At 49.8% G+C, this 18679-nt stretch carries 16 protein-coding genes and 3 pseudogenes; all 19 read left to right on the top strand.

Features of this window, described 5'->3' with window-relative positions:
* The first annotated feature begins 115 nt into the window (after positions 1–115).
* The 19 genes and pseudogenes from GC087_RS09695 (at position 116) to tssH (ending at position 18655) form a co-directional block, all read left to right on the top strand.
* Complete coding sequence (locus GC087_RS09695) at positions 116–598, top strand: Hcp family type VI secretion system effector (protein WP_033742159.1); 483 nt, start codon at positions 116–118, stop codon at positions 596–598.
* A 121-nt stretch (positions 599–719) separates the two neighbouring features.
* A complete protein-coding gene (locus GC087_RS09700; RefSeq protein WP_110268301.1) occupies positions 720–1589 on the top strand; it encodes a DUF8812 domain-containing protein in 870 nt (289 codons plus the stop codon).
* Positions 1590–1601: 12 nt separating this feature from the next.
* Entirely contained in the window at positions 1602–2003 is a 402-nt protein-coding gene (locus GC087_RS09705; RefSeq protein ID WP_052133231.1) for a lysozyme inhibitor LprI family protein, read from the top strand.
* A 140-nt stretch (positions 2004–2143) separates the two neighbouring features.
* A pseudogene (locus tag GC087_RS09710) lies at positions 2144–2383 on the top strand (FHA domain-containing protein); the annotation flags it as partial.
* Positions 2384–2898: 515 nt separating this feature from the next.
* Positions 2899–3378: pseudogene (locus tag GC087_RS09715) on the top strand (N-acetylmuramidase family protein).
* Positions 3379–3396: 18 nt separating this feature from the next.
* Positions 3397–3948 (top strand): hypothetical protein, encoded by a 552-nt coding sequence (locus GC087_RS09720; RefSeq protein WP_324030431.1) that lies wholly within the window; start codon positions 3397–3399, stop codon positions 3946–3948.
* 512 nt (positions 3949–4460) lie between these two features.
* A complete protein-coding gene (locus GC087_RS09725; RefSeq protein WP_110268303.1) occupies positions 4461–5270 on the top strand; it encodes a lysozyme inhibitor LprI family protein in 810 nt (269 codons plus the stop codon).
* 329 nt (positions 5271–5599) lie between these two features.
* Positions 5600–6013, top strand: coding sequence for a DUF8812 domain-containing protein (locus GC087_RS09730; RefSeq protein WP_324030433.1), 414 nt, complete (start codon positions 5600–5602; stop codon positions 6011–6013).
* 12 nt (positions 6014–6025) lie between these two features.
* Positions 6026–6427: a lysozyme inhibitor LprI family protein gene (locus tag GC087_RS09735; protein WP_110268306.1), complete on the top strand. Its 402-nt coding sequence runs from the start codon at positions 6026–6028 to the stop codon at positions 6425–6427.
* A 208-nt stretch (positions 6428–6635) separates the two neighbouring features.
* A pseudogene (locus tag GC087_RS09740) lies at positions 6636–7076 on the top strand (hypothetical protein); the annotation flags it as partial.
* Complete coding sequence (locus GC087_RS09745; protein WP_324030435.1) at positions 7073–7486, top strand: hypothetical protein; 414 nt, start codon at positions 7073–7075, stop codon at positions 7484–7486. The pseudogene GC087_RS09740 and the gene GC087_RS09745, both read left to right, overlap by 4 nt.
* Positions 7487–8004: 518 nt before the next feature.
* On the top strand, positions 8005–9855 hold the full coding sequence (gene tagH / locus GC087_RS09750) for a type VI secretion system-associated FHA domain protein TagH (protein ID WP_324030437.1): 1851 nt from the start codon (positions 8005–8007) through the stop codon (positions 9853–9855).
* Complete coding sequence (locus GC087_RS09755; protein ID WP_039338221.1) at positions 9852–10643, top strand: PP2C family protein-serine/threonine phosphatase; 792 nt, start codon at positions 9852–9854, stop codon at positions 10641–10643. The genes tagH and GC087_RS09755 overlap by 4 nt, the downstream gene beginning before the upstream one ends.
* Before the next feature lie 10 nt (positions 10644–10653).
* A complete protein-coding gene (locus GC087_RS09760) occupies positions 10654–11658 on the top strand; it encodes a hypothetical protein (protein ID WP_324030439.1) in 1005 nt (334 codons plus the stop codon).
* Positions 11659–11674: 16 nt separating this feature from the next.
* Entirely contained in the window at positions 11675–12502 is an 828-nt protein-coding gene (locus GC087_RS09765) for a type VI secretion system accessory protein TagJ (protein ID WP_324030441.1), read from the top strand.
* Positions 12492–13067: a type VI secretion system baseplate subunit TssE gene (gene tssE / locus GC087_RS09770; RefSeq protein WP_039338225.1), complete on the top strand. Its 576-nt coding sequence runs from the start codon at positions 12492–12494 to the stop codon at positions 13065–13067. Before GC087_RS09765 ends, tssE begins: the two co-directional genes overlap by 11 nt.
* A 2-nt stretch (positions 13068–13069) precedes the next feature.
* Positions 13070–14947 carry a type VI secretion system baseplate subunit TssF gene (gene tssF, locus GC087_RS09775; RefSeq protein ID WP_324030443.1) on the top strand — a complete coding sequence of 626 codons (1878 nt, stop codon included), beginning with the start codon at positions 13070–13072 and terminating at the stop codon, positions 14945–14947.
* Positions 14944–15990 carry a type VI secretion system baseplate subunit TssG gene (tssG, locus tag GC087_RS09780; protein ID WP_324030445.1) on the top strand — a complete coding sequence of 349 codons (1047 nt, stop codon included), beginning with the start codon at positions 14944–14946 and terminating at the stop codon, positions 15988–15990. Before tssF ends, tssG begins: the two co-directional genes overlap by 4 nt.
* Positions 15991–16045: 55 nt before the next feature.
* Positions 16046–18655: a type VI secretion system ATPase TssH gene (gene tssH / locus GC087_RS09785; RefSeq protein WP_039338230.1), complete on the top strand. Its 2610-nt coding sequence runs from the start codon at positions 16046–16048 to the stop codon at positions 18653–18655.
* Positions 18656–18679: the final 24 nt, after the last annotated feature.

Here is an 18679-nt window from a genome sequence, read left to right on the forward strand (position 1 = left end):
GAAGTCGAGGCAAAAGTAAAATATGGACTGTTTTATTCAGCCCCATGCTTTTCTCTTTGCCATATAGATGCTTTTTCGAAAGCGACAACTTTTTCCATAACGAAGAGTAAATATTATGGCTATTGATATGTATTTGAAGGTAGACGGCATTACGGGTGAATCTAAAGATTCTAACCATACCGGCTGGATTGATATTACCTCTTTCTCCTGGGGCGCTAATCAGCCGGGTAATATGAGCGTGGGCGGCGGTGGCGGTGCTGGTAAAGTTAACTTCAACGACCTGCACATTAATGCCAAAATCGACAAAGCGGTAACTGCACTGCTGAAAAACTGTGCCAGCGGTAAGCACGTTTCTAAAGTTGAAGTGTCAGTTTGTAAAGCGGGCGGCACGCAAATCGAATACACCCGAATCACCCTGGAAGATGTGCTGGTAACCAACGTTCAGTTCGTGGGTTCAGAGCACGATGACACCCTGGGCGTAACTTATGCATTCCAGGCTGCGAAAGTGAAACAGCAGTACTGGGAGCAGAGCTCTTCTGGTGGTAAAGGTGCAGAAACCAGCGCGGGCTGGAACATCAAAGAGAATAAAGAAGCGTAAGAAAAAACGCCTCCTTATCGGGAGGCGTTTCTCGCTAAGTGGTTTTTTCTTTTTATGCGTTAGGCTCCCAGCCAATTTACAAGGATTTCTCTGGATCAGATTCATTGGGTGGAGATAGTAAATGAGTATTACAGGGTCAGTTGGTATAGGTGGCCGTAATAATTACGGCGATGTAAAAACGGTTCAACGGCTTTTACAAAATAATGGTTTTCCCCAGCTTCGTGATGACGGCAGAATTGGGCCAAAAACTATCGAAGCTATCAAAAGTTACCAATCACGTTTCATGTCACGGCCAGATGGTTTGGTTGATGTTCATGGTCGGACCTGGAATAAATTATCTAATTCTGAAAAAACTAACCGAACGCAGCCCACACCAGAAGAAAATCGCCATCTCAATTCAGGTCGCTTAACTGTAAATGCAGGGCAAATAACTTTTGATGCAGAAGGTAATGATTGGCCTAACAGCCCAGGATTTAGTCGACATATCCATTGGCCTAAAGGGGCTTCTGGCGTAACAATCGGACGTGGTTATGATATGGGTGGGCGTTCTGGTGAGACGGTGAAAATAGACTTGATCCAGGCTGGTGTTCCGCAGGAACAAGCTATTCTTCTGGCAAGAGGCGCTCGATTATCACCTTCACAGTCAGACAAGTTCGTAAAAGAACACCGTAATGAGTGTGGTATTATTACTCGTGAGGCTCAAGCTAAATTATTTGAAATGATATACCCTAAATATCTGGTTAGAGGGCAATCAATTTATCTTAGTAAAACTTCTGGCTTCCCAGAAAGAACCCCTTGGGAAAACCTTAAACCTCCTATAAAAGATATAGCTGTAGACTTTGTATATCAAGGGCTGGGTTTTGAAAGAACCATGAAAGCCTGCATGTACAACGATATCGATAAGTTAATAGATTTTATTGAAAATAATGCCCAAGTAAAAAGTTATGAGGGTGGACGCCAACGAGCAAATTATCTGAGAAAACATAAATAGGCGGGAGTTTTTATGTGCAAGCAATATATTTATAGTTTGGCTTTTGTTTTTTTTATATTTGGTCATTCAGCTTATGCGATGGATGATTGCTCTAAGGAAACAAGTGATCCTGCAGTGTTTACTTGTGCTGAAAAAAACAAAAACACTGCAGAGCAAAAGTTAAATAATGAGTACTCGGCGGCAAAGAAACGCATCGATAAAGTCTTTCAAAACGAAGCGGAAGTCAAAAAAGAATATTTGAATATATTTCTTGAGTCACAGCGAAGCTGGCTAAAATATCGCGATGGGCAGTGTAAGTTATTTGCGCATGTTGCCGATAAAAACAGTAATCCTTATACGGTATTTACGAATAATTGTATTGCAGAACTTGATGAGGCAAGAACTAAACAGTTGGAACAGATCCCATACGATTGATTTTTTTAATATGCACCTATTGTAATCCAGGTGCATATTATATTGTAAGGCTCTAGTAACTCTATCTATTTTTATATCCCGCCTTTCTCCCCGAGAGACGCGCGATATAGATGTCGAAAAGCTAACCGCAGGAATCCGTGATGCGCTTTACGATAATAACCGCTAAACCCGGCCATCAACCGCCGCAAACCAGTTTTGATTTTCTTCCTCCCGGCGGCAAAATTGGTCGTGGTGTGGATAACAATCTGGTACTGCCCGACGACGATCGCACGATTTCCCGCCTGCAGGCGATTGTGCTTATCACCGCTGAAGGTGAATGCCGCCTGACGAATCGCGGTAACGTGACGCGTGTGCTGTTAAACGATATCCCACTGGAGCAGAGCTCTTCTGGTAAAGGTGCAGAAACCAGCGCGGGCTGGAACATCAAAGAGAATAAAGAAGCTTAATAAGATGCGCCTCCATCAGGAGGCGCCCTTTACACTAATCTGTTAAAGCTGAGTCGAGAGGGATTTGACGTGACTACAATACAGATAAGCCAGGGCGTTGGTTTAAGACAACCTAATAAATCACTTGATGTTAAAACCGTTCAATCATTATTAAATTCCAATAAGTCTGTTACACCTCACTGGTAGTGAATTAAAAGTTGATGGTTTTTTGGGACCAAAAACTATTGATAAAATAAAAATATTCCAGGAAAAGATTGTGGGTCTTCGCAACCCGGACGGTATTGTTTCACCCCGGGGGCCTACAATGCGTAGGTTACATGGAAATATTACGCCGGTCAGCAATATAAAAATTAAGCCTCGATACTACAGCCTCTGCTGTTACTGATGAAATGTATGTTAGTATGGCGAAAGCATTAAATTGCGAACCAGCAGCAATAAAAGCAGTTGTGATGTCGGAAACCAAGCAAAGTCCATTCGATTCATCAGGTCGGCCGACAATTCTATATGAAAGGCACTATTTCAGTAGATTAACAAATCACAATTATGATGCAACTCATCCTGAAATATCAGGAAAGCCATACGATCATTATGGTAAATTTAGTGAGCAATACGACTAATTAAACAAAGCAATAGCACTTGATCGTGCAGCAGCGCTCCAGTCAGCTTACTGGGGAGCATTCCAAATTATGGGTAGTAATTATGTCACTTCGGGTTACGAAAATATCGAAGAGTTTGTCAAAGGAATGAATACTATTCCGGGGCAGGTATACGCTTTTGTTAATCATGTTTCTCATACGCCGACTCTTTTGAATGCAATCCGAACGAAGAACTGATCAAGTTTTGCCAGATACAACAATGGTAGTGATTATAAAAAGAATAATTATGATGTTCATTTATCAAGAAATTATGACAGAGCCATGCATAATTAATTCAGGATTTTATATAATATGAAAATCTTCAATCTGGTATTGTCTTTACTTGTTATTAGCCCTATAGCGAATGCTTCCATAACTCTTTCTAAACCTCATTCAAATGATTATGAAAAGACTATTATTCAGGAAGCTCAGCATGAAGGTCTTGAGCGAGTTGAATTAGATAAAAATCAAACTTTCGATTTAATCAAAAATGGCAAAGTATTAGGTACTCTTGTACAAGGAAAAGGATGGGTAAGAGAAGTTCAGCCTGTATGTTTTATTGCCTGGACAAAGGATAGTAAAAAATCTGATCAGTTTATCCAAACAATCGGTCAAGGGGATTGGGAAACAGTAGGTTGCCATAAAGTTGATTCAGTTGGCCTTATTTCAAAAAAAGACGATCCTGCTACGAAAGTTGCGGTTATTTATACCACTGAAGCCCCTGATCACTATGCAAATGATTATTACATTTTGGGATTAAAAAGTGGTGATAACAGCATCTATTACGATAAGAGTGTTACTGAAAAGTTTCAAAATTCATATATAAAAAATCTCTCTGAACTGCGTAAGGCTTATCAAAAGTAATTTTAATTAAACCTCTTTAGCAAACCAACCAAGGTTATATGTTAATTTTAATTAAAGGGGTTTGCATATGAGATGTATGATTAAACTCCTTTGTACTATTAGTTGAAATTGATGAATTTTCCGCTATAGAAAATTTCTGCAACGATAGCAACGAGCAGTAAGTATACGCTTGTACAGAAAGAATCATTAATAAGACGAGAGGCAATTTAACAAAGAATGCCAGGCAATAAAATTAAGGATCAATGATTTTATTATAGCCCTTTCAAAAGCTAAGATAAGTCTCTGCAGCTTTTTACTGAATCACAGCGTCCATGGCTTAAATACCGCCATGAAGGATTGCGCGTTCGCCTCACTGACGGCGGATAAGAACTCTGCCGCGAGCATGGCATACAAAACACCTGTGAAGCAAGTCTGGACAAACAAATCATTAATAAGTTGAGAAGAACCCCTTACAGTTAATGTTGTATTTTGAAATATTTTCTTTTACTTTATCCCACTTTCAGGTGTCCATCATGCAGAGAACCGGTTATGTGTTACTTTTTATCGCGTCGTTGGTCATGTCCTTAAAGTGTTTTTCTGAACAGGAATATTCTTTAAATCTTAATGGTAAGTGGAAAGTTGAACATGTATATGTTGACGAGGATGTTGCCTCTGCGAAGCTGATAACGCTAATTCCTGATGATCCGAATCTAAAAGGACGTATATTTGAATTCACGTCGGATAAAATAAAGACGTCTATACAGCCAGATAGTGGCTGCGAGTTCCCAGATTATCATTCTATGAATGTGACAATATTAAATCATTTGATGAGCAGTACGACAGAAGGGGTTCAATACGACCCTGCTAAAAGCTATTCTCTGCCGGTCAAAGGAACGCTGAATATACATCCTTATAGTATTCATTGTCAGAATGGGAAGATCAGTCCTTCAGATGAGCATATTGAACACTGGCTTGTGAAACTTGATGTTAATTTGGTATTACTGAACTGGGATAACCAGTCTTACATATTACTAAAAAAGTTATCAGATAATGCCAGATTTTCACCTTCGTTCGCGTGCGAAAGGGCAACGAATGATAGTGAAAAAACGATTTGCCATGATCCAGATTTGTCTTCCTGGGATGTGAGTGTCGCCGAGGCATATAATATTGTATTAAAGCAAATTACAAATACAGGTTTAGATGCCAAGATACGTTTAGCTCAGTTCCATCAAAACCAAAAGCACTGGCTTGACGCCAGAAATGCGTGTTCTGCTAATTCTACCTGTATAAAGAAAAAAATGCAGGCTCGTGTTGCCGAACTTATTGAGCTTGCGAAGTCATAAATAAATGCCTTTTTAAACAAGCACGTTTCATGTCACGGTCAGATGGTTTGGTTAATGTTCATTGAAAAAATGGAGTGTACTCTCTCGCTCAGGTAACAATACCAGTAAAGTTTTACCTCCTGGGAAAGTCGATGATCCAAATGTTAATTCTGGCCGTCTTACCGTTAATGCCGGACAAATTACATTTGATGCCGAAGGTAATGACAACATTCATAGTCCTTATTTCAGTAGGCATATACATTGGCCAGGATATAACTCAGGGGTAACCATCGGAAGATGGTTACGAAATGGGCGGAAGAAGTTCAGGTTAAATTTATTCTGATCTTTTGATGGTGGGGGTTGAGCAAGCGCAGGCAAGGCGTCTTTCTTTAGGCTCAACAAAAAAAGGAAGTGCGGCACATGCCTGGGTTAAAAAATACAGGGATGAATGCGGCATCATATCACGTGAGTCGCAGGCAAGGCTCTTTGAGATTATTTACCCAATCTATGTAAGTCGTGGTAAATCTTCTTATCTATCTAAAACTGCCAGTCATCATGAAAGAACGGATTGGGATAAGCTGAAGCCCGCAATCAAAGATATTATTGTGGATTTAATTTATCAAGGTGCAGATTCGAAGATAAATATGCAGGCGGCTATGCATAATGATATCAATAAATTGACAGATTTTATTGATAGCTCAGCATATCTCCAAAAGTTTGAAAAGGGTCGTCATCGTGCTCGTTATCTCAGAAGTAGACGATAGATAAGAGGTTACATGGAAAAGATATTGCTTTCTACTTTGCTCATAGTTGGTATGCAAGTGCTTAATCCGGTTTATGCTTTAAGTGATTGCTCACAAGGAAATAATGATCAAGAAGTTTACTCCTGTGCAGAAAAGAATAAATCTGAAACAGAAGTGATGTTGAATAAGGAATATAAAGCAGCTAAATCAAGGGTTCAGGAGCTTTATAAAGGCAATGATGAGGAGCTTAATAAGTACATAAGCACGTTAACTGAAGCACAACGGGCATGGTTAAAGTACAGAGAAAATGATTGTGAACTTGCCTCTTTTGCAGCGGATAAAGGTAGTGATGCAAGTCTTTCTTATATCAATATCTGCCTGTATGAGCACAATGAACAAAGAATTAAAAAGTTAAAGATGATACCTTATCATTAATTAAATTATAATAATCAATTCCTCTGGGGTGCATTTTTATTTTCAGCTGTCGTCAACTGAATATAGCATAGGATAAGTGATGTCTTTTAAAAGATTTGACCTTATTAATGCTTAAAAATAGATCGTAAATGTATGCACCTCTTTTTGGCAAGGCAGGGTTGGATGTTTTAGCTCGTATTAAAAATTTTACAGAGGCACCCTTGCAGTTCATGCTTTAAATCTTTCAAGTTCATCAATAGTCCATGAGTGGCAAACGGCAGGTGTAGGAGCTATTCGAGGATACTCAACTTACGTTGATGCAGCAGCTAAGGCCGCAAGATTCATGAAGTATGGAGGTTGGGTTGCTATCGGTTTCAGTGCATTGAACACAACTAATGATGTCTATAAAGGATGCACAGTTGATCGCGAGAATGAGTGTACAAAAGTTGCTGTAAAAGAATATTCGAAGTTTGCAGGAAGTACAGTGGCTGGTTTTTATGGTGGGGCGTTGTCAGCTTCACTTGCCACAGGCGCATGCGTTGCGTTGGGAGTGGCAACTGGCGGAGTTGGTGCCTTGGCTTGTGGTATAGTTGGTGGTGCCGCAGGTGGATATGGTTTTGGTGAAGCCGGTGGAAAAGCCGTGGACTTTATCATGGATAAGATCTTATGACATTATATGATATCACCATGTATACGATTATTTTTTTATTTTTCCTTATTGGTTTTTTGCATATTTATGCCTCTTTTATTTTTAAGAAAAACAGTGAAAAATACGCTAAGATAATTCGTGAATTTAATAATACAGGTCTCCAGCTTGATACTACTACTAAATTTTCAAGTAACTTGGGGTTTTATGCAAATTATCAAAAGATTTCATATTTATATCGCCTTCAAAAAGGTGTGAAAATGAAATTCAGACAAAATGAAGAAGTAAGGGAGGAAGCTTATAATTTTATTCAGTCGCAACCAAAAAATATGACAGCGTGGATCGCTGATTTAGTTGTTTTTTATAAAGCTATATTTGCCCTGACTGCGGTTTTTGGTTTTCTTTTGTTTTTCTTTGTTTACATACTCAACTAGTTTATCGATTAATTAAAGTGAGAAAATAAATCTCGAACTGGTAATGATGTTTTTAGGTGTTTACGTTTTGCGGGCTTTACACTTTCACCTTTTAGGTCATTCCTGGGTGATAGCGTTCTACTTCCGAAAATTAAAATTCATAACTTGGGTTAACAAGTATGTTGATATTAACCATAGTCAAACATTCCATCTTAACGACAGTAAAGAAGTTGAAGCGCTTATTCAGGAAAGCGCCTGAGTTAATACGACGTAATCTGTTTGTTTCATCGCTTGGTCTGAAAATGGAAAAGTTATAGACCATTTTATTGAGAAAATAGGCCCGGGTAAATGACTGTAGGCTGCCATTAGTAATAATGAGCAAGAAGCCTGCACATGTTTTAATGATGAAATGAACGTTACTGAGTTATCATTTAAACAATGAAGACCAGGCAGCACAATCCACTAAGCCTCTATATCCCGCCTTTCTCCCCGAGAGACGCGCGATATAGATGTCGAACAGCTAACCGCAGGAATCCGTGATGCGCTTTACGATAATAACCGCTAAACCCGGCCATCAACCGCCGCAAACCAGTTTTGATTTTCTTCCTCCCGGCGGCACAATTGGTCGTGGCGTGGATAACAATCTGGTACTGCCCGACGACGATCGCACGATTTCCCGCCTGCAGGCGATTGTGCATATCACTGCTGAAGGTGAATGCCGCCTGACGAATCGCGGTAACGTGACGCGCGTGCTGTTAAACGATATCCCACTGGAGCGGGGACGCCAGGTGGAATTGCAGGACGGCGACGTGCTGGGTATTGATGACTACCGCCTGCTGGTTAACGATCTTAACGGTGAACAGCAACCACAGCCGTCGCCTGTCGTGATGGCTGCACCAGCTAAAGCGCCGGTCATGAACGATGCGCCACCGGTCGCTGCACCAGTAACTGCCACAGCAAGCACGGCGGCCATTCCGAGTGAAATCTGGGACAGCCTGGCAAAAGAGTTTTCCATTTCGGATGATTTGTCGAAGCGTAAAACGCCGGCCCCCGATATGCCAGATGCCAATCCGTTAACTTCGACGGCGGCGAACCGTAATCCGGAAGATCCGCTGGCACAGTTGATCAGCGATAAGCCGCTGGATATCGGGCAACAGCCTAAAACCAGCAGTCTGTTTGATGAAGGCGATGCGCTCTTTGCGCAGGAAAGCATCTTTGATGATCGTACGCCGAGCACCTTATCAGCCCAGCAAAATGCTCAGGGACAGCCGAAAGTCGAGGCGCCATCGGGCAATCTGGATCCCCTGAATCTGTTTGGCAGTCAGAATACGCCCGACCCACGTCATCATGACGATCCCCTTGGATTAATGATGAGCGGCGCGGTACCACTGGCGCAACCTGAGGTGCCGGTTACACAACCTGAAGCACGGCCAGCCCCGCAGAAACCGGCCCCGCAAACGCCTGAGCCTGCTCCCGAACCGCGTGACAGCGCGCCGGTTGAGCTGGCCGAGTTAAGCAGCTCACCGCTGTTTGATCACACTGAAACGCAGCCCACTCACGATCCCGTATTCGAAACCGAGCCGGAGCCTGCGCCGCCTGAAGGGGCGCAGAGTCCCATTGATTATGGTGGCATTACGTTACCGACGCCGCAGGCGGTTCAGCGTGCACCTTCGCCGACGCCAAAAGGACGACTGCGTATTGATCCGGTTGCCTCGCACAACAATAACGGTGGGGCAGAGCAGACGACAGGAAACAGCAGTAGCGGTGATGCGTTGAAAGGTGAATTGCTGGATGCGCTGCTCGAAGGCATGGGTCTGCAGGATCTGCAACCAACCCCGCAATTCGACCGTGAGCAGATGCGGCAATTTGGCCAGATGCTGAGCATGTTTTCACAGGGAACGGTTGCGCTGCTCTCGTCGCGCTCAATTTTGAAACGCGGCGTGAAGGCGGATATGACGGTGATTCTCGACGACGCGAATAACCCGTTTAAACTGTTGCCCTCGGGCAAAACCGTGCTGATGCAGATGTTTGGAAGCCGCATGCCAGGCTTTATGCCACCACGTCAGGCGGTACGCGATGCGCTGATTGATTTGCAGGCCCATCAGTTGGGTATGATTGCCGGTATTCGTGCGATTATCGCCTCCATGCTGCAATCGTTTAATCCCGATCAGCTGGAAGAAGAGGCGCGTCAGAACGGATCAATCTCACGCATTGGTCTGCTCGGTAATCGCAAAGCCGCGCTGTGGGAACATTTTGTTCAGCGCTATGGCGAAACCGCCGGTGAAATCGAAGATGACTTCCATACCTTGTTTGGCGAAGCCTTCTTGCACGCGTACGACATGGAAGTAAATCAGTATAAAGACTCACAAACCCACACGGATGACGCATGAATATCTCTACTGCTTCCACGTCGAATCAGGGCGACCGCGCCACCAATCAGGATCAAACCGGTGAGCGCATCGGTGAACGTTCGGCCTGCTTTGTGGTGTGCGATGGTGTGGCAGGGTTTCCTGGCGGTGATGTGGCAGCGAAAATTGCGCGCAGCAGCCTGATGGAAGCCTTCGATGGCAATGCGCACCTGGATGCGCAAACTATCCGCGATTACGTCAATTATGCCAACGACGCAATCCGGCAACAGCAAAAAGCCAACAGTCAGCACAGTCGCATGGGCACCACGCTGGTGAGTTTGTTTATCGACAGAGACTATGAGCTGGCTTACTGGGCACACGCAGGCGACAGCCGCCTGTATCTGTTTCGCCGCGGCTATCTCTATCATGTCACCACCGATCACAGCCTGGTGCAGCAAATGAAAGATGCCGGTCATCAGACCGAAGGCATCAACAGTAACCTGCTTTATTTCGCCCTCGGCATGGGCGATGAACAGCGTGATGCCAGCTATAGCGACGTGGTGCCTATTGAAGACGGCGACGCCTTTCTGCTGTGCACGGACGGCTTCTGGCATGGCGTCACGCTGGAACAAATGCAGCAATCGTTGCATATGGTGAACACGCCAGAAGAGTGGCTGACCCTGATGCAACAAATTATCAAAAACAGCCAACCGCAGGGTGGTCAGCAGGACAACTTCAGCGCCATGGCTGTCTGGGTAGGTTCCCCGGAAGACACCACTTTATTGCACTCGCTGTCAGATGCGGCGCAGTTTTTCCCTCTTCGAGATTGAGAACGCCAACATGAAATATGGATTAGTGGGCCTGGCTGCAATGCTGTTGAGTACCCATGCCTTTGCTGAGAACTATCGCATTGTGCAGTCGCCAACTCAGAAACTGGATGTCTGGATTGATGATGTTAAAGATAACCAGCTCGCAAGCTGGTGTAAGAGCACGGTGAACCTGCGCATTGTGACGCACGGGGATAAAGATCCTTCAGTATTAAATGATTTTCTGCCGCGTGTCGCCGGATTAATGGGCTCGCAATGTAAGCCGCTGCAACAACTGCACTGGACATTAACCGATACCGAAGGTGCCCAACTGGGTAACGGCAGTGCGGCAAAAGCGCAGCAGTGGAAAGTGGTTATCACACCGCCGGCAACCTCACAGCCTGCTTCAGCTGCCACTGCACAGCAGCAGGCAGCGGTGACGCAGACGCAACCCGCCGCGCCGGTCGTGCTGAATTCTCCACCCGCCGATACCACGCCATGGCTGCAGTTCAGTTTGCTGGATGGCTGTCATTTCCGGACCTGGTGGCATCAGCCCGCGCAGTCAAGTGCCGTCTTCGTGCCCGCTAAGCAGGGCGTGACCTGTGGCAAAGATGGCTGGCTAAGCGGTCACAGTACCTTAACGGAAGTGGGCAAGGGCCAGAGCAAACCCGTCTCTGTCAGCTTCTTACAGGGTTTCCCGGTGGCGGGCCTGAGCGACAAACAACAGCTTGATGAGCTGACGATTACCACGGTCAACAGCGAGCGCATGGTGCTGAGTGATGAAAAATCGCCAGACAGCTGGCTGGTGCTGCCGTTCAGCCCACAATTCAACGGCTGGCAGGCGGTGAATCAGGTCGTTGTGGCGATGCCTGCCAGCGAAGCCGCAGATGAAAATGCCCTGCGGGCGCGCCTGCAGGAAGTGCGGAAAACCTGGTCACCGTGGCTGAGCAGCCCTGCCTCAATCAAAGTGCAGTTGGTGGAAAAACTCCATCCGGAACTGAAAGATCCGGCCGCCGCCGTCTATCGCACCATCAACTAAGGCATAAGGAGTTTGAATGGATTCTTTACAACAGCGTCTGGCTAACGCCTCTCTGGCAGAAAACCTGGCCAGCATTACCGCGCAAATCCAGGCAAACCCTGCGGATGCCGATTTACGGGCTGCCTTCGTCCAGCTGTTGTGCCTTGCCGGTAACTGGAAGCGGGCACAGACACAACTGAAATCCTGGCTGGCGATGCTGCCGCAGGCGCAGCCCACCGTTACCTTGCTGCAACAGGCAATTGCGGGCGAAGTATTACGTGAGGCTGTCCTGCGCGGCGAGGCCGATCCACAACTGCCTGGCAGTGCCTGGCCCTGGTGCAATCTGATGCTGGCCGCGTTAAAAGCCGATATCGCCGGGGATAGCGTAGCAGGGGCGACACTGCGTGCTCAGGCGCTGGACAGCGCAGAAGCGAGTGCCGGTCGTGCCGTTGCGCAGGAGGGCGAAAGCCCGTTCGCCTGGCTGATGGACGGCGACAGTCGCTTCGGACCGATCTGTGAAGCGATTGCTAATGGTCGCTATTACTGGATCCCGTTTGCGGCGATCGCGGAAATGGAATTCCAGGCACCAGCAAGCGTGACGGATCTGGTCTGGCGTCATACGCGTTTGCAACTGGTGGATGGCAGTGAGCAAATCTGTCAGATCCCGGTTCGTTATCCTCTTCAGGAAGGCTCGGACGAACGCTTCCTGCGTGCCAGCATCACAGAATGGCAGGCACTGGACGGTGACGAAGGGCAGTTCATTGGGCACGGACAAAAAATGTGGCTCAGTGACGAGGCAGACTTTCCCTTACTGACGCTGCAACAGATGATTTTCAACGAAACTGAGTTACCTCATGAGTCGTAACGACAATTCATCCGGTGACGGCTATTCACAGCTGCATGGCGGCTATCGTTCGCGTAAAAATCGCGAAACGCTGACCGCGCGCGATAAGCTTCAGTCATCGCTGCTGGACAGACTGACGGATGATGCACCCGAGAAAGCGACAGAATCGGGCAACAGTTCGGTGATTACCCACAGCACGCTGCGACGCAATGTACTGCGCGATCTTCAGTGGCTGTTCAACACCATTAACAACGAAGCACAGCACGATCTTAGCGGGTTGAATGAGGTACAGCGCTCTGTGCTGAACTTTGGCGTTGCGCCGCTGGCCGGACAGAATATTTCTGACATTGAGTGGCAGGATATGCAGCGGAAAATGACCGATGCCATCCTGCATTTCGAACCGCGTATTATACCGCAGGGCCTGCAGGTGCGCTGCGTCAGCGATCTGACCTCCCTCAGCCTGCACAACGTTTTGTCGATCGAGATAAAAGGCCGGTTATGGTGCGTACCTTACCCGCTGGAGTTTCTGTTCCGCACTCAGGTGGATTTAGAGAGCGGCCATTTTGAACTACAGGATGCAGGTTAATCATGGACAGCAAGCTGCTCGATTATTACAACCGTGAACTGGCCTATCTGCGTGAGATGGGCGCGGAATTTGCTGCGCAGTATCCGAAAGTCGCCGGACGGCTCGGGATGCGCGGCATTGACGTTGCCGATCCCTATGTCGAGCGGCTGATGGAAGGTTTTGCTTTCCTGACCTCCCGTGTGCAGCTAAAGATGGATGCGGAGTTTCCGCGCTTTTCGCAGCGCATGCTGGAAATGGTGGCGCCCGGCTATCTGTCTCCCACGCCGTCCATGGCCATTGCGCAACTGACGCCGGACAGCCGGAAAGGCGATATCAGCAATGGTTTTTTAGTGCCGCGCGGCACGATGATGGAAAGCCAGAACCTGAAAAAAACCGGTGTCACCTGTAGCTACAGCACGGCACATGATGTGATGCTGCAGCCGCTGCGCATCAGCGATGTCTCCCTGGGGGGCGTACCGGCGGATATTCCGCTGGGAGAACTGAAGGCACGCGGATCGTCCGGGGCGTCCAGTGCACTGCGCATCCGTATGACCTGCGAAGGTATTTCCTCGCTGAGCCAGCTCAGTCTGGACGACATTATGTTTTTCCTCAGCGGCCCGGATATTCAGGCGCTCAAGCTGATGGAGCTGCTGATGCAGCATCGTAGCGGCATTATTTTGCAGTCTGTGGAAGCGAAACCGCAGCGCCAGTCGCTGCCAGACGATGCGCTGGAGCAGGAAGGCTTTTCGCCGGATCAGGCGCTGCTGCCGGATGACCTGCGTAATTTCGATGGCTATCGTCTGCTACAGGAATATTTCGCTTTCCCGGCACGTTTCCAGTTTGTCAGCCTGCGCCAGCTCGCGCCGTTTTTGCGCCGCTGCGACAACACGCAGTCTTTTGACATCGTTATCCTGCTGGATAAAGCCGATGCCGCGCTGGAAAGCGTGGTCGACAATACGCACCTGGCGCTGCACTGCACGCCGGTGATCAACCTGTTCCCGAAAACGGCTGAGCGACTCAAAGTCAGTGACAGCCAGCATGAATATCATCTGGTGGTCGATAACATCCGCCCACTGGACTATGAAATTCATTCGGTGAAGCGGCTGTTTGCCTCGGTGGAAGGGCAGCGTGAAGAGCAGATTTTCCGTCCCTTCTGGAGCACCTTCAGCCACGATGGCGGCGATTACGGCGCCTATTTCTCGCTGCGTCGCGAACAGCGCACACTGTCCGAACATGCGCTGCGCTATGGCACCCGCACAGGCTATATCGGCTCTGAAGTATTTTTGTCGTTGGTCGATCAAAACCACACGCCGTGGAACAGCGATATCCGCTACCTGTCTGCCGAGGTGATGTGTACCAGCCGCGATCTGCCGTTAATGCTGTTACAGCAGGAACAGGGCAACTTTGTCATGCCCGATTCAATTCCGGTCGGGCAGCTTACCTTATGCAAAGGGCCCAAGCCGCCACGTCCCGCGCTGGCAGAAGGGCTGTCAGCGTGGCGGTTGATCAGTCATCTGCAGATGAACTATCTCAGCCTGATGGACAGCAGTGAGGGGGAAGGCGCGGCGGCCTTGCGCCAGATGTTGAGTCTGTATGCGAGCCTGGCGGAAACACCGCTAACGCGCCAGATCGACGGCATACGGCACTGCAACCTGAAAGCCGTGCACCGTCGCGTACCGGAACCGGGCCCGGTGGTCTTTGCACGCGGCGTGAGCATCGCGCTGGAAGTCGATGAACAGGCTTTTTCAGGTGCCAGTCCGTGGCTGTTTGGCAGCGTACTGGAGCGCGTCTTCTCTCGCCTCGTGGCGCTGAACAGCTTTACCGAATTCACCCTGAGCAGCCAGCAGCGCGGCGAAGTGGGCTACTGGCCACCGCGCATGGGTAAAAAGGCGCTGCTATGAGTGAAACGGCGCACATCATTCCCTTACAGCGGGCCGTTCGCCTGCCTGATGACTTCTGGCAGGCGGTCATGGCCGCCCCCTGGCGCTATGACCTGTTTCAGCTGTTGCGTAAGCTGGATGCCCAGAGCGGTCAGCGTTATGCCTTAGGTAAAGCGCCGCTGCCAAAATTTGAAGCCGTGCGCATCGGACAAACCCCTTCGCTGGCCTTTGCACCGTCCACCGTGTCACAGGTTAAACCGCGCGAGCAGGACGACCGTTATGACGTGTCCATCTACAGCTTTGGCTTGTTCGGCCCTAACGGCCCGTTACCGACGCACTTAACGGAATACGTTCGTGGCCGCATCGATCACCACCAGGATCACAGCCTGAGCGCCTTTGCCGATCTGTTCCACCATCGCGCCACCTTGCTGTTTTACCGGGCCTGGGCGAATGCTCAGCCCACCAGCTCGCTGGATCGCCGTGATGACCGACGCTTTCAGGATTACCTGGCCTGTGTGGCAGGCATTGGCTTACCGGCTCAGCAACAAGCCAGTTCGCTCAGCCTGCATGCGCGCCTGATGCTGTCCGGCCACCTCAGCCGTCACGGTCATGATGCCGAAGGCCTGGTGCGGATTCTGCGTCATTACTTTGGTGTGCCGGTGATGTTGCAGCAGAACGTGCCGCAATGGTTAGCGCTGGACAGCCGCGATCAGGCGCGATTGTCAGCAGGACGCCACATGCCGCGGCTGGGTGAGTCCGCTTTCCTTGGCGTGGCCGTGCGTGATGTGCAGCATCGCTTCCGCCTGCGCATCGGGCCACTCAGTGCCGAGCAGTATGAACGTTTTTTACCCAATGCTCAGGGCGCGTGCGAAGTGCGCGACTGGGTACGTCACTATTTAGGGATTGAGATGCAGTGGGATCTCAGCCTGATCCTGGCGGCCAACGCCGTGAAAGGGGTAACCCTGGGCGGTGAGGCGCGGCTGGGCTATACCAGTTGGCTTGGACAGCAACCGCAGCCCATAGATCGTGAAGATTTTGCTTTTGAGGTTGAGGCCATGCCGTAACGGCGCAACCGCTTTCCCCGATATTTAGCCGCTTCTTTCATTAAAGAGAACCGATATGTCAGAAATCAGCCGTGCCGTACTATTTGGCAAACTGGATACGCTGTTATTTACCTCGCTTGAGAGTGCGACCGCCTTCTGCAAACTGCGTGGCAATCCCTACGTGGAGCTGGTGCACTGGCTGCATCAGCTCATGCAGCAGCAGGATGGCGATCTTCAGCAGGTGATTAAGCACTTTTCACTGGATGAAAACGCGCTGACGCGGGATATCGTCGCTGCCCTGGACCGCCTGCCGCGCGGCGCCAGTGCGGTCTCCGATCTCGCAGAACACATCGACAGCGCCGTTGAACGCGCCTGGGTTTATGCGTCGCTGAAATATGGCGCGAACCGCATTCGCGGCGGGCATCTTCTCATCGGGATGTTGAAAACCTTTAATCTGGCCAGCGTGCTGAAAGGCATCTCGCCGCAGTTTTCGCGCATCAATGCCGATGCGTTACTGGCGCAGTTTGATACCTTGCTGGCGAACAGCAAGGAGGTTCAGCAGGCCGTTGTGCCGCCTGCCGGTGAGGCCGCCGCGCCAGCGGCAGCGGGCACCAGTACGCTGGCGCAGTATGCACAGGATCTGACGGCCCGCGCACGGGACGGAAAAATCGATCCGGTCGCCGGCCGTGATGAAGAGATCCGCCAGATGGTGGATATTCTGATGCGCCGCCGCCAGAACAACCCGTTACTCACCGGTGAAGCCGGCGTGGGAAAAACGGCGGTGGTAGAAGGGCTGGCGCTGCGCATCGCGGCCGGTGACGTACCTGCACCGCTGCGCGACGTACAGCTGTGGCTGCTGGATATCGGTATGCTACAGGCTGGTGCGGGCATGAAAGGCGAATTTGAAGCGCGCTTACAGGCGTTGATCAACGAGGTGCAATCCAGTCCCACGCCGATTGTGCTGTTTATTGATGAAATTCATACACTGGTAGGCGCGGGTGGACAACAGGGCACAGGCGATGCCGCCAACCTGTTAAAACCCGCCCTGGCCCGTGGCCAGCTGCGTACGATTGGCGCAACCACCTGGGCCGAATACAAAAAATACATTGAGAAAGATCCCGCGTTAACCCGCCGTTTCCAGACCGTGCAGGTGCAGGAGCCGGATGAAGCGAAAGCGATCCTGATGCTGCGCAGCACCGTCAGTGCTCTGGAGAAACATCACCAGGTACTGCTCCTGGATGAAGCCGTCAGCGCCGCCGTAAAGCTGTCTCACCGCTACATTCCTGCCCGTCAGTTGCCGGATAAAGCCGTGGCGTTACTGGATACCGCCTGCGCCCGCGTGGCCGTCAGCCAGGGCGCTCAGCCGCCTGCGCTGGAAGATTGTCTGCACCGCCTGGCGGCGCTGGACATTGAAGCAGACATCGCGGAACGCGAAGCGAAGGTCGGGCTGGGCGATGAAACCCGTCAGGCCGCCATTGCCGCGCAGCGCAGCGCACTGGAGGCCGAGCGTGATGCGCTGGACGCCCGCTGGCAGCAGGAGCGCGAACTGGTCGAAGAGTTGATTGCACTCCGTGCCCGCTGCGTGACGGAAGGAGAAGCCTCGCTGCGTGAGGCGCTGGATCACACCCGGCAGAAGCTGCAGGCGGTACAGGGCGAAGCGCCCCTGCTGTTTGCCGCCGTGGATGCCAGTGTGGTCGCAGCGGTGGTATCTGACTGGACCGGTATCCCACTGGGCCGCATGGTGAAGAACGAAATCGACGCTGTGCTGAATCTGGCCGATACGCTGAACCAGCGCGTGATTGGTCAGCGCCACGGTCTGGATCTGATTGCCAAACGCGTCCGCACCTCGCGCGCCCGTCTGGATAATCCCAACAAACCGGTCGGTGTGTTTATGCTCTGCGGCCCGTCGGGCGTGGGCAAAACCGAAACCGCGCTGGCGCTGGCTGAGTCGCTTTACGGTGGTGAACAAAACATAATCACCATCAACATGAGCGAGTTCCAGGAAGCGCACACCGTATCAACCCTGAAAGGTGCGCCTCCGGGCTACGTCGGTTACGGGGAAGGGGGCGTACTGACGGAAGCCGTCCGCCGTCGCCCTTACAGCGTGGTACTGCTGGATGAGATTGAAAAAGCCCATCCTGACGTGCACGAGCTGTTCTTCCAGGTGTTTGATAAGGGCTGGATGGAAGACGGGGAAGGCCGTCATATCGATTTCCGTAATACCATCATTATTCTGACCTCCAACGTCGGTACAGAACTGATCAGCGCTCTGTGCGCCGATCCGGAACTGATGCCGGAGCCAGAGGCTCTCAGCACCGCGTTACGTAAACCGTTGCTGGAGGTTTTCCCGCCTGCGCTGTTGGGCCGTCTGCTGGTGGTACCGTATTATCCGCTGAGTGATGAGATGCTGGCGGAGATTGTTAAACTTCAGCTGGGACGCATTGTCCGTCGGCTGGAAGAGAATCACGGTATTGAGGCCGTTATTGACGATTCGGTGGTCAGCCAGATCGTGCAGCGTTGTACGGAAGTGGAGTCTGGCGGTCGCATGGTCGACGCCATCCTGACCAATACCCTGTTGCCGCAAATGAGCCAGATACTGCTCAGCGCCCATGCCCGTGACGAACGTTATCGTCGTGTGCAGGTCAGCTGTGAGCAGGGCGAGTTTGTTTGCCAGTTTGCTGTCTAAAGCCGTTCGTTATCAGAGAGCGTT

The organism is Pantoea sp. JZ2 (genome assembly GCF_035191405.1).
GTDB classification, from domain to species: domain Bacteria; phylum Pseudomonadota; class Gammaproteobacteria; order Enterobacterales; family Enterobacteriaceae; genus Pantoea; species Pantoea stewartii.